The sequence below is a fragment of the Xylophilus sp. GOD-11R genome, from assembly GCF_033546935.1.
GTDB lineage: Bacteria > Pseudomonadota > Gammaproteobacteria > Burkholderiales > Burkholderiaceae_C > Xylophilus.
Genome location: NZ_CP137854.1, coordinates 3,718,810 through 3,739,588, shown reverse-complemented (window position 1 = coordinate 3,739,588; position 20,779 = coordinate 3,718,810). Strand labels below are relative to the sequence as shown.

Annotated in this window: 19 protein-coding genes; 14 read left to right on the top strand and 5 right to left on the bottom strand. The window is 67.0% G+C overall.

Annotated elements, in window-relative coordinates; genetic code table 11:
- Window positions 1-12: 12 nt before the first annotated feature.
- Complete coding sequence (locus R9X41_RS17330) at window positions 13-1,251, top strand: acyl-CoA dehydrogenase family protein (RefSeq protein WP_318631690.1); 1,239 nt, start codon at window positions 13-15, stop codon at window positions 1,249-1,251.
- Between the two features lie 74 nt (window positions 1,252-1,325).
- Here R9X41_RS17330 and R9X41_RS17325 read toward each other — a convergent pair whose 3' ends face one another.
- Both R9X41_RS17325 and R9X41_RS17320 read right to left on the bottom strand, forming a co-directional pair.
- Window positions 1,326-1,784 (bottom strand): MaoC family dehydratase, encoded by a 459-nt coding sequence (locus tag R9X41_RS17325; protein ID WP_318631689.1) that lies wholly within the window; start codon window positions 1,782-1,784, stop codon window positions 1,326-1,328.
- Between the two features lie 10 nt (window positions 1,785-1,794).
- Window positions 1,795-3,096: a CaiB/BaiF CoA transferase family protein gene (locus tag R9X41_RS17320; protein ID WP_318631688.1), complete on the bottom strand. Its 1,302-nt coding sequence runs from the start codon at window positions 3,094-3,096 to the stop codon at window positions 1,795-1,797.
- Between the two features lie 158 nt (window positions 3,097-3,254).
- Between R9X41_RS17320 and R9X41_RS17315 the strand changes: the two genes are divergently transcribed.
- On the top strand, window positions 3,255-4,397 hold the full coding sequence (locus R9X41_RS17315) for a CaiB/BaiF CoA transferase family protein (protein WP_318631687.1): 1,143 nt from the start codon (window positions 3,255-3,257) through the stop codon (window positions 4,395-4,397).
- Window positions 4,398-4,460: 63 nt separating this feature from the next.
- On the opposite strand, the gene R9X41_RS17310 is transcribed toward R9X41_RS17315, so the two are convergent.
- A complete protein-coding gene (locus R9X41_RS17310) occupies window positions 4,461-5,240 on the bottom strand; it encodes an SDR family oxidoreductase (RefSeq protein WP_318631686.1) in 780 nt (259 codons plus the stop codon).
- A 155-nt stretch (window positions 5,241-5,395) separates the two neighbouring features.
- On the opposite strand from R9X41_RS17310, the gene R9X41_RS17305 reads away from it, so the two are divergent.
- The gene (locus R9X41_RS17305; protein ID WP_318631685.1) at window positions 5,396-6,349 is read left to right on the top strand and encodes an enoyl-CoA hydratase/isomerase family protein; all 954 of its coding nucleotides are present in this window, start codon (window positions 5,396-5,398) and stop codon (window positions 6,347-6,349) included.
- Window positions 6,350-6,386: 37 nt separating this feature from the next.
- Here R9X41_RS17305 and R9X41_RS17300 read toward each other — a convergent pair whose 3' ends face one another.
- Window positions 6,387-7,325 (bottom strand): LysR family transcriptional regulator, encoded by a 939-nt coding sequence (locus tag R9X41_RS17300; RefSeq protein WP_318631684.1) that lies wholly within the window; start codon window positions 7,323-7,325, stop codon window positions 6,387-6,389.
- Window positions 7,326-7,613: 288 nt separating this feature from the next.
- On the opposite strand from R9X41_RS17300, the gene R9X41_RS17295 reads away from it, so the two are divergent.
- A complete protein-coding gene (locus tag R9X41_RS17295) occupies window positions 7,614-9,128 on the top strand; it encodes an aldehyde dehydrogenase family protein (protein WP_318631683.1) in 1,515 nt (504 codons plus the stop codon).
- 35 nt (window positions 9,129-9,163) lie between these two features.
- Here the strand turns inward: R9X41_RS17295 and R9X41_RS17290 are convergent, their stop codons facing one another.
- Window positions 9,164-10,978, bottom strand: a complete 1,815-nt coding sequence (locus tag R9X41_RS17290) for a sigma-54 interaction domain-containing protein (RefSeq protein ID WP_318631682.1) — start codon at window positions 10,976-10,978, stop codon at window positions 9,164-9,166.
- Between the two features lie 77 nt (window positions 10,979-11,055).
- Here R9X41_RS17290 and R9X41_RS17285 point away from each other — a divergent pair, with 77 nt between their 5' ends.
- From R9X41_RS17285 to R9X41_RS17240, 10 genes are read left to right on the top strand one after another with little or no spacing between them, the layout of a single operon-like run.
- The gene (locus R9X41_RS17285; RefSeq protein ID WP_318631681.1) at window positions 11,056-12,309 is read left to right on the top strand and encodes a CaiB/BaiF CoA transferase family protein; all 1,254 of its coding nucleotides are present in this window, start codon (window positions 11,056-11,058) and stop codon (window positions 12,307-12,309) included.
- Between the two features lie 15 nt (window positions 12,310-12,324).
- Complete coding sequence (locus R9X41_RS17280) at window positions 12,325-13,104, top strand: enoyl-CoA hydratase-related protein (protein ID WP_318631680.1); 780 nt, start codon at window positions 12,325-12,327, stop codon at window positions 13,102-13,104.
- Between the two features lie 20 nt (window positions 13,105-13,124).
- Window positions 13,125-14,819 carry a class I adenylate-forming enzyme family protein gene (locus tag R9X41_RS17275; protein ID WP_318631679.1) on the top strand — a complete coding sequence of 565 codons (1,695 nt, stop codon included), beginning with the start codon at window positions 13,125-13,127 and terminating at the stop codon, window positions 14,817-14,819.
- Entirely contained in the window at window positions 14,816-15,580 is a 765-nt protein-coding gene (locus R9X41_RS17270) for an enoyl-CoA hydratase/isomerase family protein (protein ID WP_318631678.1), read from the top strand. Before R9X41_RS17275 ends, R9X41_RS17270 begins: the two co-directional genes overlap by 4 nt.
- On the top strand, window positions 15,573-16,331 hold the full coding sequence (locus R9X41_RS17265; protein WP_318631677.1) for an SDR family NAD(P)-dependent oxidoreductase: 759 nt from the start codon (window positions 15,573-15,575) through the stop codon (window positions 16,329-16,331). Before R9X41_RS17270 ends, R9X41_RS17265 begins: the two co-directional genes overlap by 8 nt.
- 13 nt (window positions 16,332-16,344) lie before the next feature.
- On the top strand, window positions 16,345-17,511 hold the full coding sequence (locus R9X41_RS17260; RefSeq protein WP_318631676.1) for an acyl-CoA dehydrogenase family protein: 1,167 nt from the start codon (window positions 16,345-16,347) through the stop codon (window positions 17,509-17,511).
- 23 nt (window positions 17,512-17,534) lie between these two features.
- Window positions 17,535-18,410, top strand: coding sequence for a 3-hydroxyacyl-CoA dehydrogenase family protein (locus R9X41_RS17255; RefSeq protein ID WP_318631675.1), 876 nt, complete (start codon window positions 17,535-17,537; stop codon window positions 18,408-18,410).
- Window positions 18,411-18,414: 4 nt separating this feature from the next.
- The gene (locus tag R9X41_RS17250) at window positions 18,415-19,071 is read left to right on the top strand and encodes a 3-hydroxyacyl-CoA dehydrogenase family protein (protein ID WP_318631674.1); all 657 of its coding nucleotides are present in this window, start codon (window positions 18,415-18,417) and stop codon (window positions 19,069-19,071) included.
- Between the two features lies 1 nt (window position 19,072).
- Window positions 19,073-19,828 carry an electron transfer flavoprotein subunit beta/FixA family protein gene (locus R9X41_RS17245; protein WP_318631673.1) on the top strand — a complete coding sequence of 252 codons (756 nt, stop codon included), beginning with the start codon at window positions 19,073-19,075 and terminating at the stop codon, window positions 19,826-19,828.
- Window positions 19,829-19,830: 2 nt separating this feature from the next.
- Window positions 19,831-20,763 carry an electron transfer flavoprotein subunit alpha/FixB family protein gene (locus tag R9X41_RS17240; protein ID WP_318631672.1) on the top strand — a complete coding sequence of 311 codons (933 nt, stop codon included), beginning with the start codon at window positions 19,831-19,833 and terminating at the stop codon, window positions 20,761-20,763.
- Window positions 20,764-20,779: the final 16 nt, after the last annotated feature.

Here is a 20,779-nt window from a genome sequence, read left to right as displayed (position 1 = left end):
AGGAGTAGCCAGATGGATCCCTCGATGACCCCCGAAATCGAAGCCGTGCGCGACATGGTCATCCGTTTCATGACCCAGGAAGTGGCCCCCGTGATGGAGGGCTACGAGAAGCGCGGCGAATTCCCGCGCGAGCTGGTGCGCAAGGCCGGCGAGGCCGGCCTCTATGGCGCCGTGTTCCCCGAATCGGTCGGCGGCAGCGACATGGGCTACATGGCCGCCACGGTGATCCAGGAGGAGATGGCGCGCATCGACGTGCGCTTCGCGGCCTGCAACAACCAGCAGGGCTCCACCTGTCCGAGCTGCATCTACCTGGGCGGCACGCCCGAACAGATCGAGCGCTACGTGCCCAACCTCATCGCCGGCAAGACCATCGGCATGATGTCGCTGACCGAGTCCGGCGGAGGCTCCGACGCCGAGGGCAACATGAAGACCTTCGCGCGGCGCGAGGGTGACGTCTACCGCATCTCGGGCCAGAAGATGTGGGCCTCCATGGCCAACGAGACCGATGTCGGAATTCTCTTCGCCAAGACCGATCGCGATGCCGGAGCCAAGGGTGTCACCGCCTTCATCGTGGAGCCCAGGAAGTACCCTGGCTGGAAGGCAGAGCCGATCGAGATGATGGGCTTGTCGAACGCCATGCGCACCAACGTGCTGTTTCTCGACGACTTCATCGTGCCGGTCGAGAACCGCCTCGGCGCCGAGGGCGACGGCTTCAAGATCATCATGCGGGCGCTGCAGCCGGGCCGGGTGACCGTGGCCGGCAAGGCGCTCGGCGTGGCGCGCGCCTGCTTCGAGGACGCGGTGCGCTACGCCAACGAGCGCGAGCTGCGCGGCCAGGCGATCGGCCGTTTCCAGATGATCCAGTCCGACATCGCCGAAATGGCTGTCGCCATCGAAGCGAGCCGGGCGCTGGTCTACAAGGCCGCCTGGTGCATGGACAACTCGATGCCCTCCAACCGCATTTCGTCGATCGCCAAGTACCACGCTTCGCAGACTGCCAAGTTCTGCGCAGACAAGGCCATGCAGATCTTCGGCGGCTACGGGCTCGCATCGGAGTACCGCGTCTCCTGGCTGCGCTCCTATGCCGACCTGGCCTTTACCGGCGAGGGCTCGGCCAACGTGCAGAAGATCATGATCGCGGAGGACGCGCTGGGCTACAAGATTGCCGACCGTCACCACGGCAAGACCGGCCTGCGCGACATCCGCAAGAACGACGTGGCCGACGAGTTGCAGCAGCGCCAGCGGGCCTGAGGGCGCTTAGGCCGACGCGGCTCGACCCGACCGGGCGGCTCCTGCAAAGGGGCCGCTTTTTTGTGCGCTGGATTTCAGCCTGGCTCGACGAAGGCCCGGGTGCGGATCATGCGGGTGGCGTCGTAGCGGATCACCGTCTCGCCCTGGCCGTTGACGACTTCGTGTGTCGTGACCACCACGCCCCGGTCGGGCCTGGACGTGGGTTTTTTCGACTGGAAGCGGATGCGGCCGGCGACGGTGTCGCCTGCATGGACCGGTCGCAGGAAACGTGGTGTGAGCTCCATGAGGAAGATACCGCGCCGCCGCGTAACCCCGGCCGACAGCACCTGTCCTTCGGCGGTACACAGCACCAGAAGGCCGGGCGCCAGGCGGCCGCCATAGGCCGCCTGCATATACCCGGGATCGGTATAGGTGGGGGTGGAGAAGCCGTGCAGTTCGACAAAGGCCTGGATGCGTGCGTCGGTGATGGCGACCGGCGGCGTCTCGAAGGTCCAGCTTTCGTCGTATTCCTCGAAGTAGAGGCCGGTATCCATCGTAGGCGGCTTACTCCACGGCGGCGGTGCTGGCTGCCGTGACGGTGCTGGCTGCCGTGACGGGGCTGGCGGCGGGTCGCTGGGGGGCGGCGCCGCCAAAGGCGCCGGACCGCTCGAGCCGGTCGATTTCCTCGATCGGCAGGCCCAGTTCCTGATGCAGCACCGCATCGCGGTGTTCGCCCAGGCGCGGAATGCGCGGCACCACGCCGTCCTGCGCCGGCCAGGCGGGGTCGGCCGGCAGCACGAAGCGGCCTCCGTAGCCGTCGTCCACATCCATCACCGCGCCGCGCTCGCGCAGGTAGTCGTCGGTGATGACCTCGTTCATGCTCAGGATGCCGGCCACCGGCACGTCGGCTGCCGACAGCTGCGCCGTAAGTTCGGCCCGCGTGTGAGCGCGGGTGTATTGCTCGGTGATGGCGTGCACCTCCTGCTGACGCAGCGCGCGCTGCACGTAGGTGGCGTAGCGTGCGTCGGTACCGAGCTCGGGTCGGCCCATGGCGCCGCAGAGGCGGCGCCAGAACTCGTCGCTGTTGACGCCGATGTTGACGAATCCGTCGGCTGCGGGGAATGCGCCGTAGGGCACGCCGTGAAAACCGTTGGAGCCGGAGAAGCCCGAACAGGCCTGGTCTTCGACCTGCACCCGTCCCATGGCCACCGACACCATTGGCAGCATGCATTCGACCAGGCCGATGTCGATCACCCGTCCCATGCCGTGCCGCTCCTGCTGCCGCAGGGCCAGCAGGATCGCCGCGTGGGCCGACAGCGAGGCAGTGATGTCGCCCAGCGCGAAGCCGCACCACACCGGATTGCCCGAATGATCGCGGGTGAGGCCGGTGGCGCCGGAAAGCGCCTCTGCCACCATGGCCAGGCCCGCGCGGCCGGTGTGGGCGTCGGCGTTCTCCATGCCGAAGCCCGAGATGCAGGCCACGATCAGCCTCGGAAAACGCTGGTGCAGCGCCTGCGGATGCAGGCCCAGCCGCTCCAGCGCGGCCACCCGCATGTTGGTGACGAAGACGTCGCAAGAGGCGAGCAGGCGTTCCATCACGTCGAGTCCGGCCGGATTCTTCAGGTCCAACACCACACTCCGCTTGCCCCGGTTGAGCGAGGCGTAATAGGCCGCGACCTTCTCATCGCCCACGTGCCGCATGGGTTCGCGCTTGCGGGTCAGCTCGCCGCCGGGCGGCTCCACCTTCACCACGCTGGCACCTTCGTCGGCGAGCATCTGCGCGCAATACGGGCCGGCGATGAGGTGGCTGAGCTCCAGCACGCGGATGCCGGAGAGGGGACGTTCGTTTGAAATTTCTTGCAGCATGCGAGGGGTCCGCTGATGGGGTGGTCGAACGATTCTGCGAAGCGGGCCTGCCGGGTGTCGAGTCGCTTTTTTTGCCCGGGGCTTAAGTTCCGCTGACCACCACCGGGGCAGGTTCCGATGTGTCGTGGATGGCATGTGCCTTGCAGCCAGCCTCAGACATGAACCAAGCCAAATCTCCATCGACCGCCGCGCGGCCAGCGCTGGCGGGTATTCGTGTCGTCGACTTCAGCACCTTGCTGCCCGGGCCCATGTGCAGCCTGCTCCTGGCGCAGGCAGGTGCCGATGTCATCAAGATCGAGCGGCCCGGACGCGGCGACGAGATGCGGAATTACGAACCGCGCCTGGGCCGCGACAGCGTCAATTTCACCCTGCTTAACCAAGGCAAGCGCTCCCTTGCGCTCGATTTGAAGGACGCCGCCGCGCGCGACCGGGCCATTGCGCTGATCGCAGCGGCCGACGTGCTGATCGAACAATACCGGCCCGGCGTGATGGAGCGGCTCGGCCTCGGCCCGCAGGCCATGCGCTCGCTCAATCCACGCCTGGTGTATTGCTCGATCACCGGCTGGGGCCAGAGCGGGCCGCTCGCGCAGGTGGCCTCGCACGACCTCAACTACCAGGCCGAGGCGGGCATGGTGTCCCTCACCGCCGGCGCTGACGGCGCGCCGGGCCTGCCACAGGCACTGGTCGCCGACATCGCGGGAGGGGCCTATCCGGCGGTGATGAACATCCTGCTGGCGCTGCGCGCACGCGATGCCGATGGCAGGGGGCGCACGCTCGACGTGGCCATGGCCGACAACCTCTTCACCTTCCAGTACTGGGGCCTGGGCAGCGGCTTCGGGGCCGGCCAGTGGCCGCGTCCGGGTGGCGAACTGGTGACCGGCGGCACGCCGCGCTACCAGGTCTATCGCACGGCCTGCGGCCGGTTTCTCGCGGCGGCCCCGCTGGAGCAGAAGTTCTGGGAAAACTTCCTGCGTGTGCTGGAGGCCCCTCAATTGCTTGACGACGAGGCCGATCCGGCCGGAGTGCGGCAGGCGGTGGCGGCCATCGTCGCCAGCCGCAGCGCCGACGATTGGCTGCGTCGTTTCGACGGTGTGGACGCCTGCGTGTCGATAGTGAAGTCGGTAGAGGAGGCGGTGGCGAGCCCGCATTTCAAGGCCCGTGGCCTGTTCGAGCGTCGGGTGCGCGGCGACGACGGCACCGAAATCCCGGCGCTGCCCACCGCGGTGGACGCCAGCCTGCGAGGTTCTGACGCGCCGGGAGCGCCGGCCCTGGGCGGGGCAGGGTCCGTTGACTGGCTCTGAATGCAGAATGCGCCCGCCGGCGAGTGGCCGGCGGGCGCTTGAAAAGGCTTGGGGCGTGAACCTTCAGCCAGCCACATATTTCAGCCAGCGGCCACCGTCCACGATGATGTTGTCTCCAGTGACGTAGGAGCCCAGGTCCGAGCCGAGATAGACCGCAGCGTTGGCGATGTCGGCCTTGCGTCCGAAGCGGCCGAGCGCGGTCTTGCGGGCCTCGAGGTCGCCCTTGCCGGCATCGATGTACATACGCTGCACGCCTTCGGTATCGCCGATCGGGCCGGGCGAGATGGTGTTGACGCGGATGCCGTCGCCACCCCATTCCACCGCCAGCGTGCGCGACAGCGACAGAATGCCGCCCTTGGCCGCTGACGCGTGCGCCGCGCCCGGCCAGCCGGTCACGCCGAGCATGGTGATGATGCTGATGATCGATCCGCCGAATGTCGACGTCTTGAGGTGCGGGTAGGCGGCGTGGCAGCCGTAGAAGGTGCCGTTCAGATCGATGTCGATTACCGTACGCCAGCCGTTGGGCGAGAGTTCGGCGGTTGGGCAGACGAAGTTGCCGGCCGCGTTGTTGACCAGGATGTCGAGCGCACCGAACTTCTCCACGGTGGCGTCCACCGCGGCCTTCACGTCGTCGTAGTTGCGAACGTCGGCCCGCATGGCCTGGGCCTTGCCGCCTTCCTGGGTGATGGCGGCGGCGGCGGCCTGCACGCGCTCTTCGTTGCGGCCGACGAGCATCACGCTCGCGCCCAGCCTGGCGTAGGTGGTGGCGATCTCCAGGCCTATCCCTGTGCCGCCTCCGGTGATCAACGCGACGCGGCCCTGCAGGGTTTCATTGGTGAACATCGAACTTCTCCGTGTAGTAGTCATTGGTTGCCGGTCGCTTTTTCCGCAAACGGTGTGCCAGAGCGTGCCGATGCTGGCTTGCACGGGGCTGTCGAGCGGGGCAGGTCGGCAGCGCGCGCAGGCTGGGCATCGGAGTGTCCGCAGGGCGCACCTGAGTGTTTTCGCCGTGGACAAAAAGCGGTGCCGGCACGTCTTTCTGGATGGCGGCAAGGGCGGTGATGGGGCTGCATGGCGATGGCACGTGCTTTGCAGACCGCAGCCCACCCTTGCACGACATAAACAGGAAACACATGGACAAGAAAGTGGTGATTACCGAGATGCACGGCTCCGTGCTGATCGTGCGGCTGGCGAGCCCGGAGAACCGGAACTCGCTCACGATCGAGCTGCGCGAGCAGCTCGGCGAGGCGATCGATCTGGCTGACCGCGACCCGGCGGTGCGCGCTGTCTATCTCACCGCCGATGGCCCGACCTTCTGTTCTGGCGGCGACTTCAAGATGCTCAAGACGCAGTGCGATCCGTGGCCGGTACACCGGCGTTTTCGTAACCTGAGCCGCTGGCTGATTCCGCTGATCTCGCTGAACAAGCCGGTGGTGGTGGGCGTGCGCGGCCACGCGGTCGGCGGAGGCATGGGCCTGGCCCTGACGGGCGATGTGGTGGTGATCGGCGAGAGCACCAAACTCATGTCGGGTTTCTTCCGGCTCGGCACCGTACCGGACGTTGGAATGATGTACCACCTGCCACGCCTGATCGGTATGGCACGGGCCAAGAACTTTCTGTTTGCCAACGCCACCATGCTGGCGCCCGAAGCGCTGGAGCTTGGTCTGGCTGCCAAGGTCGTGCCCGATCACGAGGTCTATGACGCGGGCTTGGCCGAGGCGGTGCGCCTGTCCGAAGGCCCGGCCGAGGTGATGGGCCTGGCCAAGAACATCATGGCGCGCAGCTTCGAATCGTCGATGAGCGAAATGTTCGCGTACGAAGGCTTCGGGGCGGTGCTGGCCATGTCGAACCCTGAGTTCCGTGAAGGCCTGGACGCGGCTATCTCGGGGCGCCAGGCCGACTTCGTGAAGGCCGCGACCGGTCGCCCGGCCCACACCGCGAAGGTCGCCTGAGATGCGTGGCGCCCGGGGGTGGCACGGGCCCCGCGACCTACTGCTCCCGGGCGACAGCCTTCACCACGTCGAGCATGCGTTCGAGCACGGGGTCATGCTGCCCCTTCACCCAGCCGAAGACGAAGTTCATCCGGTAGTCGACCTCGTGCAGCGGTATCACCACCAGGCTATCGGGATAGCTGAAGTTGCGCCCGATGACCGTAATGCCGATGCCCATGCCAACCGAGATCAGGTTGAGCTGCGAGGTGATGGAACTCACCTCCTGCACGATGCGCGGCACGAAGCCCGCCTTCTGGCAGAAAGCGTAGAGCAGGCCGAAGCCCGGACTGCTGGCCGATTGCGGCACCACCACGAAGCCTTCGTCGACCAGGTCGGCCAGGCTCACCGATGCCTGCTGCGCCAGCCGGTGGTCATGCGGCACCGCCACGCCGAGCCCGCCGGTCTGGATCGGAAACCAGTCGAGCACCGTTTCTACCTGCACCGTGTTGCCTGCCCCCCGCTTGCGGGTCTGAAAAGGCGGCTCCGGTCCGAAATGCATGAAGCCGGCCTGGATGCGGCCGTCGGCCAGCGCCTGCGGCTGCGCGGAGGTGGGCATTTCCACCAGCGACAGCGTGACGGCCGGATAGGTCTCGTGAAACCGTTTGATCGCCGCGCGGAACACCTTGTTGAGCAGGGTCAGCGAACCGTAGCCGACGGTGAGGCTGCCGGCTTCGCCGTGGCCCACGCGCCGCGCCATGGCCAACGCCTCGTTCAGGTCGTCCATCACCGCGTGGAGTTGCGGCAGCAAGGCGCGGCCGGCCGTGGTCAGGCGGATCTGCTGCGGCATGCGCTCGAAAAGCGCGATGCCAAGTTCGGACTCGAGGTCGGCCACGAGTTGCGACACGGCTGGTCGCGTGACATTGAGGCGCTCGGCGGCCCGGCCGAAGTGCTGCTCTTCGGCGGCGGCCATGAAATAGCGGAGATGACGGAGTTCCATGGGGCGATCGGCGTGGGTCGGGGCAGCGTGGATTCACCGCAACTTGCATGCCCCTGCGCCATCGGGCGGGCCGGCAGCGCGGCGTCTAGGCAGGTGTGTGCGGTTCGGCGACAGTGTCGTCGGTGGCGAGGCCAGCCGATGTCCTCGCCGAAAACACTCCCCGCCCCGATGCTTTGCCGGGCCCGCCGACTGGGCGCGACGCTGCCGGTGGCACCACCCTTGCGAACAGTCCCATCGGCGACTGTTTTCATACCTGTATTCCCGGAATCCAGCCTCAGGAGATAAACCATGAGTTCCACCGCACAAACCGAAAAACCCGTGAGCGCCGCACCGCTGACCGCCGGCCACCAGGCTGCGCTCGCCTGGCTCGAGACCGGTCCCAAACGCCTGCTCATCGACGGTCGCTGGGTCGACGCCGTGAGCGGCAAGACGTTCACCACCTTCGACCCCGCCACCGAACAAGCGCTGGTCGAGGTGGCCGAGGCCGACAGCGCCGACGTCGACCGCGCGGTTGTCGCTGCCCGAAAGGCCTACGAACAACCGTCCTGGACAGGCATGTCTCCGCACGCCCGCACCCGTCTGCTGCTGAAGATCGCCGACGTGGTCGACCAGCACGCCGAAGAGCTCGCCGTGCTCGAGACCATTGACAGCGGGGCGCCCATCGCTTCCACCCGCGCTCGTTCGGTGCAGGTCGCGGAAATCTTCCGCTACTACGCAGGCTGGCCGACCAAGATCTTCGGCACCACCAACCCAATCGACGGCGCACGGTTTCTCTACATGCTGCGCGAGCCCATGGGCGTGTGCGGCTTGATCAACGCCTGGAACGTGCCGATCGTGATGGCCGCCAACAAGATCGCTCCGGCCGTGGCCTGCGGCAACACCCTGGTGCTCAAGCCGGCGGAGCAAGCTCCGCTGTCCACGCTGCGCCTGGCCGAGCTGATCGAGCAGACCGGCATGCCACCGGGCGTGGTGAACATCGTGCCGGGCTACGGCGCCACGGCGGGCGCGGCCATCGCCGCGCATCCGGACATCGACAAGGTCGCCTTCACCGGCTCCACCGCGGTGGGCCGGGCGATCCTGCAGGCCTCCACCGTGAATATGAAGAAGGTGACGTTGGAGCTCGGCGGCAAGTCGCCCAACATCATTTTTCCCGACGCCGACATGGACCTGGCCATCAACGCAGCGGTGTCCACCTTTTGCCGCAACTCCGGCCAGATCTGCTCGGCCGGCACCCGGCTCTTCGTGCACGAAAGCGTCGTCGACGAGGTCGGCGAGCGGGTCACTGCGCTTGCCGCGGGCTACAAGGTAGGTGCGCCTTTCGCGCCCGACACGCAGCTCGGCCCGCTGATCTCGGAGCGGCAGATGGAGCGCGTGCTGTCGTACGTCGACGCCGGCCGCGAAGGCGGCGCCAAGCTGTCGCTCGGCGGTTCGCGCGTGGGCAATGTCGGCTACTTCGTGCAGCCCACGGTGTTCGCCGGTGTCTCCAACGGCATGAAGATCGCCCGCGAGGAGATCTTCGGCCCGGTGCTGTCGATCATCGGCTTCAAGGACGAGAATGACGCGGTGCTGCAGGGCAACGACACCGAATACGGCCTGGCCGCCGCAGTGTGGACCCGCGACGTGAGCCGGGCGCATCGTGTGGCACGTTCGCTGAAATCGGGCCGGGTTTGGATCAACACCTATGCCGAGGCTGATCCGGTGATGTCGATGGGCGGCTACAAGCAGTCGGGCTATGGGCGGGAGCTGGGCATGGAGTCGATCGAGGCCTACACCCAGACCAAGTCCGTGATGATGCGACTCTGAAGCCATGCGGGGCTTGCCGCCGCAAGCCCCGGCACTCAGCCGGTCAGCTCGGCGCCGGGCTCCATCTGGGCCAGGCGCTTGTAGAGATACGAACGCGAGATGCCGAGCTCGGCCGCCACACGCTTCTTGTTGCCATGGTTGCGTGCCATGGCCTGGCGGATGAGCTGCTCTTCCACCTGCTCGACCGCGCTGCTGACCCGCATGGGCTCGGTGCTGTCGGGCTCCAGCGAATGCGCGCCAGCGCCGGCTGGCGAGCTGAACGCGGGCTCGCCGCCGAGTTCGGCGAATTCGGCGAATCCGGATTCGAGCATGCCGAAGTCTGCCGGTCCGATCACGTCGCCCTCGCTGAAGATGGCCGAGCGTTCCACCGTGTGCATGAGCTGGCGCACGTTGCCCGGCCAGCGTTGGGCCTGCAGAAAGGCAATCGCGTCTTCGGACAGGTGCTTGGGCCGTTGGCCGTGGCGTTCGGCGAACTGGTTCAGGGCCAACTCGGCCAGCGCCGGGATGTCGTCGAGCCGCTCGCGCAGCGAGGGCAGGCGGATGGTCACCGCGCCGATGCGATAGAAAAGGTCGAGGCGGAAAGTGCCCTCGGCGATCATGGCTTCGAAGTTGCGGTTGCTCGCGCTCACCAGGCGAAAGTCGGAGTGCTTGACCTCGTTGGCGCCAACGCGCTGGTATGAGCCGTCCTGCAGCACCCGCAGCAGCTTCACCTGTACTTCGGCGGGCATATCGCCCACTTCGTCGAAAAAGAGCGAACCACGATCGGCCTGTTCGATCTTGCCCTTACGGCCCTTGCGCTCGGCGCCGGTGAAGGAGCCGGCCTCGTAACCGAAGAGTTCGCTTTCGACCAGCGTGGAGGGTAGGGCGGCCGCGTTCACCATCACCATGGTGGCCTCGCGCCGGTGGCTGAGCTTGTGGATCGCATGGGCTGCGAGTTCCTTGCCGGTGCCGCTTTCGCCGGTGAGCAGCACGGGAATGTCGAGCGGCGCCACCTTGATGATCTGCTGCTTGAGCCGCTGCATTGCCAGGCTCTCGCCAACCATCTGGTCGAGACCATAGCTGCGGTTGCGCAGGTCACTGAGTTCGCGCTTGTAGTAGGCCACCTCGGACTTGAGCTTGGTCAGCTCGCCCGACAACGCCTGCAATTGCTCGGGGCCTTTGAACATGATCTGACCGATGGCTCCGACCGTTTCCTTGCGGCTGTTGCGAATCGGGTGGCGCATGACCACGCGGGTGATGCCGCGCATCTCGTGCAGCAGACCGATCTCGGACTTGCCAGCTTCCACCACGTGATGCAGGCGCGAGTTCTCTATGACCTCGGTAACGTGCTGACCCACGCCACCGCCGGCGCGCAGGCCGAAGAAGCGTTCGTGGACGGGGCTCATGTAGCGCACCAGGCCCTGTCGGTCGACCACGCTGAGCGCTTCGAAGGGATTGGTGAGGAAGTGGGCCAGGATGTCACCGGCGAAGTCGACCGACGCGGCGAATTCGAACAGCGGGTCGCGCTGGTCGCGCTGCATGGCCACCAACGCGCACTCACCGTCGGCCGCTAAAGCCACCACCACCAGTGGTGTGCCGTCGGCGGTATCGACCGAAAAAAGGCGCTTGTCGCGCCGCCGCGCTTCGTGCCAGCCGCGCACCATGGCTGCGGCCGTCTCGGGGTTTTCCGCGATGCCGCCGGCCATCGTCTGGCGCCCGTCTACGGCCAGCATCAGCACCCCGCGGCCGGGGGCTGAGGGGGCGTCGTCGCGCTTTGAAATTGGTGTCTCCATTGAAGTCATGATACTGGGGTTGGCGGTGTCGATGTCCTCGGCAAGGACACCGGTTTCGCAAGGTTTCCGGCCGTTCACGCCGGGAATACACAGGGGTGGTGCGGGGCGCGCCGGGGACACGTCGTGGTGGCACACGGATTGCAGAACACCATGCAATGTCCACGCCCACACACCACCTTCCCTTCCACGAGCTGCCCCATCGTTCTGCCCCTTCGCTGGACCTGCTGCAGGGCACTCGCGTCCTCGACCTGACCTCGTCGATCGCGGGCCCTTACGCAGGCCAGCTGCTTGCCGACATGGGTGCGACAGTGGTCAAGATCGAGAAGCCCGGCAGCGGCGACGATGCGCGCGCCTGGGGCCCTCCCTTCCTGCACGGCGAGTCACTCTGGTTCCTCAGCGTGAACCGCGGCAAGCACAGCGTCACGCTCGACATCGCCTCGCCGCAGGGCCAGGCGTTGCTGCACGAGCTGGTCGGAAAAGCCGACGTGGTACTGCTCAATCTGGTGGCTCGTGCACAGCGCAAGTTGAAGCTGGATTCGACCACGCTGCGCGCCATCAATCCGCGCCTGGTCCATGTCTCGCTCACCGGCTTCGGCCTGCAGGGCCCGCGTGCCGACCTGCCATGCTACGACCTCATCGCCGAGGGTTACTCCGGCGTGATGGACCTCACCGGTGAAGCCGAGACGCCGCCGCAGAAGGTAGGCACGCCTGCGGCCGACATGCTGGCGGGCCACGACGCCGCGATGGCTGTGCTGGCGGCGCTGCTTCGGCGCGAGCGTGATGGCCAGGGTTGCGACATCGACGTGGCGATGGTGGAGAGCATGTCGCGTTTCATGAGCCCGCGGGTGTTGCCCTACCTGGGCTCGGGTGAGCTCAGTCGCCGCACCGGCGGGCGCGATAGCGTGATTGCCATCTACCAGGTATTCGGCACCGCCGACGAACCCATGACGCTCGGCCTCGGCAACGACGCCATCTGGAGGCGTTTCTGGGAAGCGGTCGGACAGCCCGACGTGGCGGCCAACCCCGCCTATGGCAGCAATGCGCAGCGCCGCGAGAACCGGTCGGAGATCGTGCAGGCCATCGCCGCGGTGCTGCGGGAGAAACCACGCGCGCACTGGCTGCAACTGCTCGGCGCGGCGCGGGTGCCGGCTGGCCCGATCCACCGGCTCGACGAACTTGCGCAGGACGAGGCGCTGCAGGCCGCCGGGCTGCTCTACCGCACCGACGGACCTGACGGCCCCGGCAGCCAGATTCCGCAGCTGGGCCTGGGCATCCGCTTCGACGGCCGTACCGAGGGTACGCAGATGCCGCCGCCCCGCCTGGGCGCCCACACCGAACAGATCCTGACTTCCTGGATCGAACGGGAGCCATCGCAGATCGAGCAACTCCGCGCGCAGCGCGTCATTTGAGAGAGAGACAAGAAAATGGAATTCAAGGAAATCATCTACGCCGAAGACGGCCCCGTCGGAACCATCACGCTGAACCGGCCCGAAGACGGAAACATGTTCACGCCGTTGATGTGCCACGAGATCCGCGATTGCATCAACGAGATTCGCCGCGAGACGCGGACCCGTGTGGTGGTCATCACCGGCGCCGGTGACCGCTTCTTCTGCATCGGCGGACGCAAGGAGGGCATGGAGGAGACGCTGCTGTATGCCGGCGTCTTGCCCACGCTGGAGATGTACGAGGCCATCGACCGGCTGCAGAAGCCGGTGATCGCCAGCGTCAACGGCTTCGCTGTCGGCGGCGGCAACGTGCTGCAGATGGTGTGCGACCTGACCATCGCCAAGGAAAGCGCGGTGTTTCGTCAGGTCGGTCCGATGATGGGTAGCTTCGACGCGGGCTACGGCACCTGGTACCTGGAAGACCTGGTCGGCAAAAAGCGCGCGAAGGAGATGTGGTACCGCAACCCCAAGCTCAGCGCCCGCGAGGCGCAGGAATGGGGCCTGATCAACCAGGTGGTGCCCGACGCCGAACTGGCCGCGGCCACCCGCAAGTTCGCCCTGGAAGTGGCCGACCGTGGCTCTTTCGCGCTGGCGTCGATCAAAGGGGCCTTCAACGCCCGGCACGGTGGCGTGGGCGGCCTGTCGCGCATGGCGCACGACCTGTTGCTGCGCGGCTACCTCGACACGAAGGAGCACGAGGAGCTGGCCAGGTCCTTCGCCGAGCGCCGTGCCCCCGACGCCTCGCAATTCGGACACTGACACAAACGGAAGCGCACGATATGTCGCACCTCCTGACCCTCCACGATCCCGCCGTTGCCCGCGAGAACTACGTCTCCGGTGTCTGGCAGACCGACACGCTGTATTCCCTGGCGCGCGGCCATTCCAACGAGCGGGGCGCCGCTTTCGCGGTGCGCGACAGCGCCCGCCGCCTGAGCTGGAGTGCGCTGGTGGCCTGGACCGACGCTTTGGCCGCCGACTTGCACGAGGCCGGGCTGCGGCGCGGCGACCGGGTCTCGGTCTGGCTGCCCAACCGGGTTGAGGCGGTAGTGGTGATGCTGGCCTGCTCGCGCAACGGCTACGTCTGCAACCCCTCGCTGCACCAGAACTACACGGTGGCCGAGATCGAGGCACTGCTCAAGCGCATCGACTGCGCCGCGTTCTTGGCCCAGCCCGGCTGGGGCGCCGACGCAGCCACGGCCGACGTCTTCGAGCGCGCGCTCGACCTCCCGCACATGCGCCGGGTCTATGCCCTGCCACCGCTCGCGAAGTCCGATGCCCAATTGCCACCCAGCACGCGCGCCATGCCGGAGGCGACGCAGCCGCTGCGCCTGCCGCTGCCGCCTGCCAGCACGCATCCGGACAAGATCGTCTACCTGGCCTTCACGAGCGGAACCACCGGCACGCCCAAGGGCGTGATGCACAGCGACAACACGCTGCTGGCCAACGGCCGCTCGATGGTCGCCGACTGGGGCCAGAACCACAGCACGGTGCTGCTCACGCTCAGCCCCATGAGCCATCACATCGGCACCGTGGCGCTGGAGCAGGTGCTGGTGGCAGGCTGCGAGCTGGTCATGCACGATCCCGGCGCCGGCGTGAAGGCGATCGATTGGCTGGAGATGACCGGCGCCACCTACGTGATGGGCGTGCCCACGCACGCCATGGACTTGCTGCAGGAGGTGGATGCGCGGGCCCTGAAGAAGCTGGGTTCGGTCAAGGTGTTCTACATGGCCGGCGCGCCGATTCCCACCGAGACCGCGCGGCGCCTGCTGTCGCTCGGCGCCAAGCCGCAGAACGTCTACGGCATGACCGAGAACGGCTCGCACCAGTACACCAAGCCCGCCGACCCGGTGGAGGTCATCACCAGCACCTGCGGCAAGGCCTGCTCGGCCTACGAGGTGCGACTGTGGAACCCGGACAACCCCGACGTGGGAGTGCCGGCCGGACAGGTCGGCGAGATCGGCGGCAAGGGCGGTGTGCTGATGCTCGGCTACTTCAGCAACCAGGCGGCGACGGAGGCCTCCTTCAACCGCTCTGGCTGGTTCCTGAGCGGCGACCTGGGCCGCTTCGACGAGGCCGGCAACCTGCAGATCGTCGGCCGCAAGAAGGACCTGATCATCCGCGGCGGCCACAACATCCACCCGGCGCACATCGAGGAATACGCCCACCGCCATCCAGCTGTGAAAAAAGCCGCGGCCTTCGGCGTGCCCGACGAACGCCTGGGCGAAAAAGTCTGCCTGGCCATCACCGCGCACGAGGACGGCCCCGAGGCTGCCGAGCTGCTGGAGCACCTGGCGCGCGAAGGTTTGTCGAAGTTCGACATGCCTGAGTTCTACGCCGTGGTCACCGAATTTCCGCTGACAGCCAGCGGAAAGATCCTCAAGCGCGAACTCACCCAATGGGTGCGTGACGGCCGCTTGCATCCGCAGCCCGTGCGATACCGCGCTCCCACCCCCGTACCCGCCACCGACAAATGATCGAACTGACACATGACGAGGAATTCGCGGTGCTGACGCTGCAGCGCCCGGAAGCCCTCAACGCCCTGAGCTTCGAGCTGATCGACCTGATCGGCGAGAACATCATGAAGGCCGCACGTTCCCGGGCGCGTGCGCTGATCATCACCGGCCAGGGCGAGAAAGCCTTTTGCGCCGGTGCCGACATCAAGGAACTGCAGAACCGCGCGCTCGCCGCCCAGCGCGAGGGAGCGGTGCGCGGCCAGTCGGTGTTCGCGCTGCTCGATCGCATTTCGATTCCCTCCATCGCGCTGGTCAATGGCTATGCCTTCGGCGGCGGCTGCGAACTAGCGCTGGCCTGCACGCTGCGGCTGGCGGTGCCGACCGCCAAGTTCGGCCTGCCCGAAGTCAAGCTCGGCTTGATCCCCGGCTACGGCGGCACGCAACGTCTGCCGCGCCTGGTGGGCATGGGCCGCGCGCTCGAGCTGGTGATGACCGGTCGGACCGTGGCAGCCGAAGAGGCGCTGGCCATCGGGCTGGTCAACCGCATCGTGCCATCGCCGGGCCTCGAGCATGCCAAAGCCTACGCCCGCGAGTTCTCCGGCCACGGACTGCGCGCCCTGCAGTTTGCCCGCGAGGCGGTGCTGCGGTCGGCCGACATGGGTTTGGCCGAGGGCCTGCACATGGAAGCCGATCTTTCCACGCTGGCTTACCGCACCCGCGATGCCGAGGAGGGCATGCAGGCGTTTGTCGAAAAAAGAAAGGCGGTTTTCCGCGATGAGTGAGAACAGCCAGAGGGAATGCATCGTCGTGACTGGCGCCAGCCGGGGCATCGGCGCGGCCATCGCCGTAGCGCTGGCCCGCCAGGGCCGCCACGTGGCCTGCCTGTCGCGCTCCGGCGGCATGCCGGCCTGCAGCAACGCACCGGCCGACGTCGTCGCGCGCTGGATCGGCTTGAAGGCCGATGTCACCGTGGCCGGCTCGCTTGCCGCCGCCTTCGGTCAGTTGACCGCCGAAGGCTGGCGCATCGCGGGCCTGGTGAACAACGCCGGCGTGCACATCGACGCCGCGTCGGCCGCACTGGCCCTGGACGAATGGCACCAGGTCATGGACACCAACGCCACCTCGGTGGTCACAGCGTGCCAGGCGGCCTATCCGCACCTGGTGGCCGGCGGCGGCGGGGTCATCGTCAACATCGGCTCCTTCTTCGAAAAACTCGGCGTCAAGCGCAACCTGGCCTATTGCGCCAGCAAGGCGGCCGTGGGCGCCATCACCCGCTGCCTGGCGGTGGAGTGGGCCGGAAAGCGAATCCGGGTAATGAACATCGCGCCCGGCTACATCGTCACCGACCTCAACGGCGAAGCCATGGCGCCCGGCGGGCCGCTGCGCGCCTATCTCGACAAACGCATCCCGGGCCGCGAGCCCGGCACTGCCGGCGACGTGGGCGAGCTTGTCGCCGCCATGTTCACGCCGGCTGGCGGCTTCCTGACCGGCGAGACCATCTACGTGGACGGTGGCCAGGGCATCGCGCACTGAGGAAAACCAAGACATGACCATCCTTCAAAGACTCGATTCCCGCATTGCGCTCGACGACGACGAACGCATGCTGTTCGACAGCGTGCAGCAATTGGCGACCGAGCGCATCGCGCCGCGCGCCGAGCACTTCGACCGCACTGGCGAGTTCCCCTGGGAGCACGTCGAGTCGATCAACGAACTGGGGCTCAACGCGATGTTCATCCCCGAGGCCTATGGCGGTGCGCAGATGTCCTATACCGCCTACCTGGCCTGCTGCCGCGAGATCTCCAAGGCCTGCGCTTCCACCGGCATCATCTGGGCCACCAATTACCACGGCATGAAGCCGCTGATCGACTGGGGCTCGGAAGAGCAGAAGCAGCGCCTGCTCCCCCGGATCGCCGAGGGCGGCCTGGGCGCGCTGGCCATCACCGAGCCGGGCGCCGGCTCCGATGCCACCGGCATGCGCACCACCTTCCGCGAAGAGGGCGACGAGATCGTCGTCAACGGCGGCAAGACCTTCATCACCAACGGTGACGTGGCCGATCTCTACCTGCTCTTCGGCAAATGGGAGGGCATTGCCGGAGCCAAGGAGAGTATCTCGGTGCTGGTGCTGGAAAAGGGCACGCCGGGCCTGTCGGTAGTGAGGCTCGAGGACAAGATGGGCACCCGCGCGTCGAGCACTGCCACCCTGGCCTTCGACAATTGCCGCGTGCCGCGCGCCAACCTGCTGGGCAATCCGGGCGACGGCCTGAAGATCCTCTTCGCCTCGCTCAACAAATCGCGTCCCAGCGTGGCCGCGCATGCCTTGGGCATCGCGCGTGCCGCGTTCGAGGACAGCGTGGCCTACATCAACGAACGCCGGCAGTCGGGCAAGCGCATCCTCGAATTCCAGGGCATCCAGTTCATGGTGGCCGACCTGGCCTCCGAGCTCGCGTTGGTCGAGGGCTGGCTCTGGCAGGTGGCCGGCTGGGTCGACGCCGGCGCCACCGATTTCGGCATTGAGGCGTCGCTGCTCAAGCTGCGCGCCACCGACCTGGCCATGAAGGTCAGCACCGACGCAGTCCAGCTGTTCGGCGGCTATGGCTACTGCAAGGACTACCGGGTGGAGCGCCTGATGCGCGACGCCAAGATCACCCAGATTTGGGAAGGTACCAACCAGGTCCACCGCCAACTGGTGGGGCGCAGCTTTCTGCAGCGCTGAGCAACGAATCCAAGGAGACAGGAATGAGCGAGATCAAGACCATCGGCATCGCCGGCGCCGGAACCATGGGTGCCGGCATCGCCATCGTCTGCGCGCGAGCCGGCTTTCGCACGCGCGTGTTCGACGTGAGCCAGCAGTCCATCGACCGGGCACGCGGCCAGACCGAAGGCTTTCTGCGCAAGAGCGTGGAGCGCGGCAAGCTCGCCGCCGAGAAACTGCCCGAAATCATGGGCGCCTGGAGCGGCACCACCGATCTGGCGGACTTCGCCGACTGCGACCTGGTGATCGAGGCGGTCTACGAGAGCCTGCCGGTCAAGCACGACCTTTTCGGCAAGCTCAATGCGATCTGTCCGGAGACCACCATCTTCGCCAGCAACACCTCCACCATCAGCATCACCGAGATCGCCGGCGGCTGCGGGCGTCCCGACCGTTTCGTTGGCATGCATTTCTGCCTGCCCGCGCAGCTGATGAAACTCGTCGAGATGTCGCCCGGCCTGAGCACCAGCGACGACACCTTCCAGCGGGCCTGGGCCGTGTGCGAGGCGCTGGGCCAGAAGCCGGTGCGCACGCAGGACACGCCGGGCTTCGTCCTCAACTATTTCCTGATTCCGTTCAACAACGACGCGATCCGTCTGGTGGAGCAGGGCGTGGCCGAGGCCGCCGACATCGATCTGGCGATCAAGGCCGGCATGGGCTACGCCATGGGCCCGCTGGAGTTGCTCGACCTTGTCGGCATGGACACCCAGAAGCTGTTGTGCGAGGCGATGCACGGCGTGACCAATGAGCCGCGCGCGGCCTGTCCGCCGCTGGTCAAGAAGATGATCGCCGCCGGCTGGCTGGGCAAGAAGACCGGCCGCGGATTCCACCGCTACCAAGACAGCAAGATGTTTGGAGCCTGAGCCCATGACAACCTACCGCATCACCGCCTCGGGCGACAGCCGTTCCTTTCCTGCCGCGCATCCTTTCGTCGAGCAGGCCACGACCGACGGCGTCGGCCATGTGTTCACCGGCGACGGCGCCGGTGCCGCCTTCACCGCAGCCGGTGACCTCGCCTCGAGCGCCTTCGTGGCGATCGAACTCGGACAGGAATGTCTGGGCGTACACACCGGCGAATCGCGTGGCGAGGAAGGTTCCAACGTGGTCGGCTTCGCTCGTTTCCGGCTAGGCCGCGCCGATCCCTCTTTGCTGGTGGAATTGGTGCGCCAGCCCGCGACCAGCGAAGCAGCCATCGCCGCTGCACGCGCCGCCTTCGAGGCCGCCGGCCTCAAGGTGGCGGTCTGCGGCGACTTTCCCGGCCGCATCATCGACCGGCTGATCCGCCCTTATCTCAATGCCGCGCTGCGCCGTCTCGACGAAAAACTGGCCAGCGCCGAAGACCTCGACAAGACCCTGTGCCTGGGGCTGGGCTATCCCGAAGGCCCGATCTCGCTGCTGGAGCGCACCGGCTTGGCAGAACACCACGACGTGACTCTGGCGCTCTACGGTGCCCTCGGCCAGGAACCCTATGCGCCGGCACGGCGCGCCCAGGTGGCAAAGGCACGCCAGGCGAAAGGCATCTGACATGGGCGTCAAGATTCTGGTCCCCGTCAAACGGGTCGTCGACTACAACGTGAAGGTCCGCGTCAAGTCGGACGGCAGCGGCGTAGACATCGCCAACGTGAAGATGAGCATGAACCCCTTCGACGAGATCGCCGTCGAAGAGGCCGTGCGCCTCAAGGAGAAGGGACTGGTCACCGAGATCGTCGCCGTCTCCTGCGGCGTCGCCCAGTGCCAGGAAACCCTGCGCACCGCGCTGGCCATCGGCGCCGACCGCGCCATCCTGGTGCAGACCGACGTCGAACTGCAGCCGTTGGCCGTCGCCAAGATCCTGAAAGCGCTGGTCGACAAGGAACAGCCCTCGCTCGTCATCCTGGGCAAGCAGGCCATCGACGACGACAGCAACCAGACCGGCCAGATGCTCGCCGCCCTGTGCGACCTGCCGCAGGCCACGTTTGCCAGCAAGGTCGAACTCACGGCCGACAGCGTCACGGTCGCCCGTGAAGTCGACGGCGGCATGGAAACCCTCAAGCTCACGCTGCCGGCCATCGTCACCACCGACCTGCGCCTGAACGAGCCGCGCTACGTGACGCTGCCCAACATCATGAAGGCCAAGAAGAAGACGCTGGAGACGGTGAGCCCCGCCGACCTGGGCGTGGACCCGGCCCCGCGCCTGAAGACCCTCAAGGTCGCCGAGCCGCCCAAGCGCGGCGCCGGCATCAAGGTGCCCGACGTGGCCACGCTGGTCGCCAAACTCAAGAACGAAGCGAAGGTGATCTGAGCATGTCCATCCTTGTCATTGCCGAACACGACAACGCGGGCATCAAGCCCGCCACCCTCAACACCGTCACCGCCGCGCTCGCCTGCGGCGGCGACGTGCACGTGCTGGTCGCCGGCGCCAATGCCCAGGGCGCGGCCGACGCCGCCGCCAAGGTGGCGGGTGTCGCCAAGGTCATCCTGGCCGATGGCGCCAGCGTGGCAGAAGGCCTGGCCGAGAACGTCGCCGCGCAGGTGCTGGCCCTGGCCCCGGCCTACAGTCACATCCTGTTCCCCGCGACCGCAGCCGGCAAGAACGCCGCGCCGCGCGTGGCCGCCAAGCTCGACGTGGCGCAGATCAGCGACATCACCAAGGTCGACTCGCCCGACACCTTCGAGCGCCCGATCTACGCCGGCAACGCCATCGCCACGGTGCAAAGCGCCGATGCGACCAAGGTGATCACGGTGCGCACCACCGGCTTCGATGCGGCGGCGGCTGAAGGCGGCAGCGCGCCGGTCGAGAAGATCGGTGCCGTCGCCGACAGCGGCAAGAGCGCCTTCGTCGGCCGCGAGGTCACCAAGAGCGACCGGCCGGAACTCACGGCGGCCAAGATCATCGTCTCGGGCGGCCGGGCGCTGGGCTCGAACGACAAGTTCACCGAAGTGCTGACGCCGCTGGCCGACAAGCTCGGCGCCGCACTGGGCGCCAGCCGCGCGGCCGTCGACGCGGGCTACGCGCCCAACGACTGGCAGGTCGGCCAGACCGGCAAGATCGTCGCGCCCACGCTCTACATCGCCGCGGGCATCTCCGGCGCCATCCAGCACCTGGCGGGCATGAAGGATTCGAAGGTGATCGTGGCGATCAACAAGGACCCGGAAGCGCCGATCTTCGGCGTGGCCGACTACGGCATCGAGGGTGATCTGTTCACCGTGGTGCCGGAACTGGTCGAGCAGATCTGAACCGGAAAGAAACCGC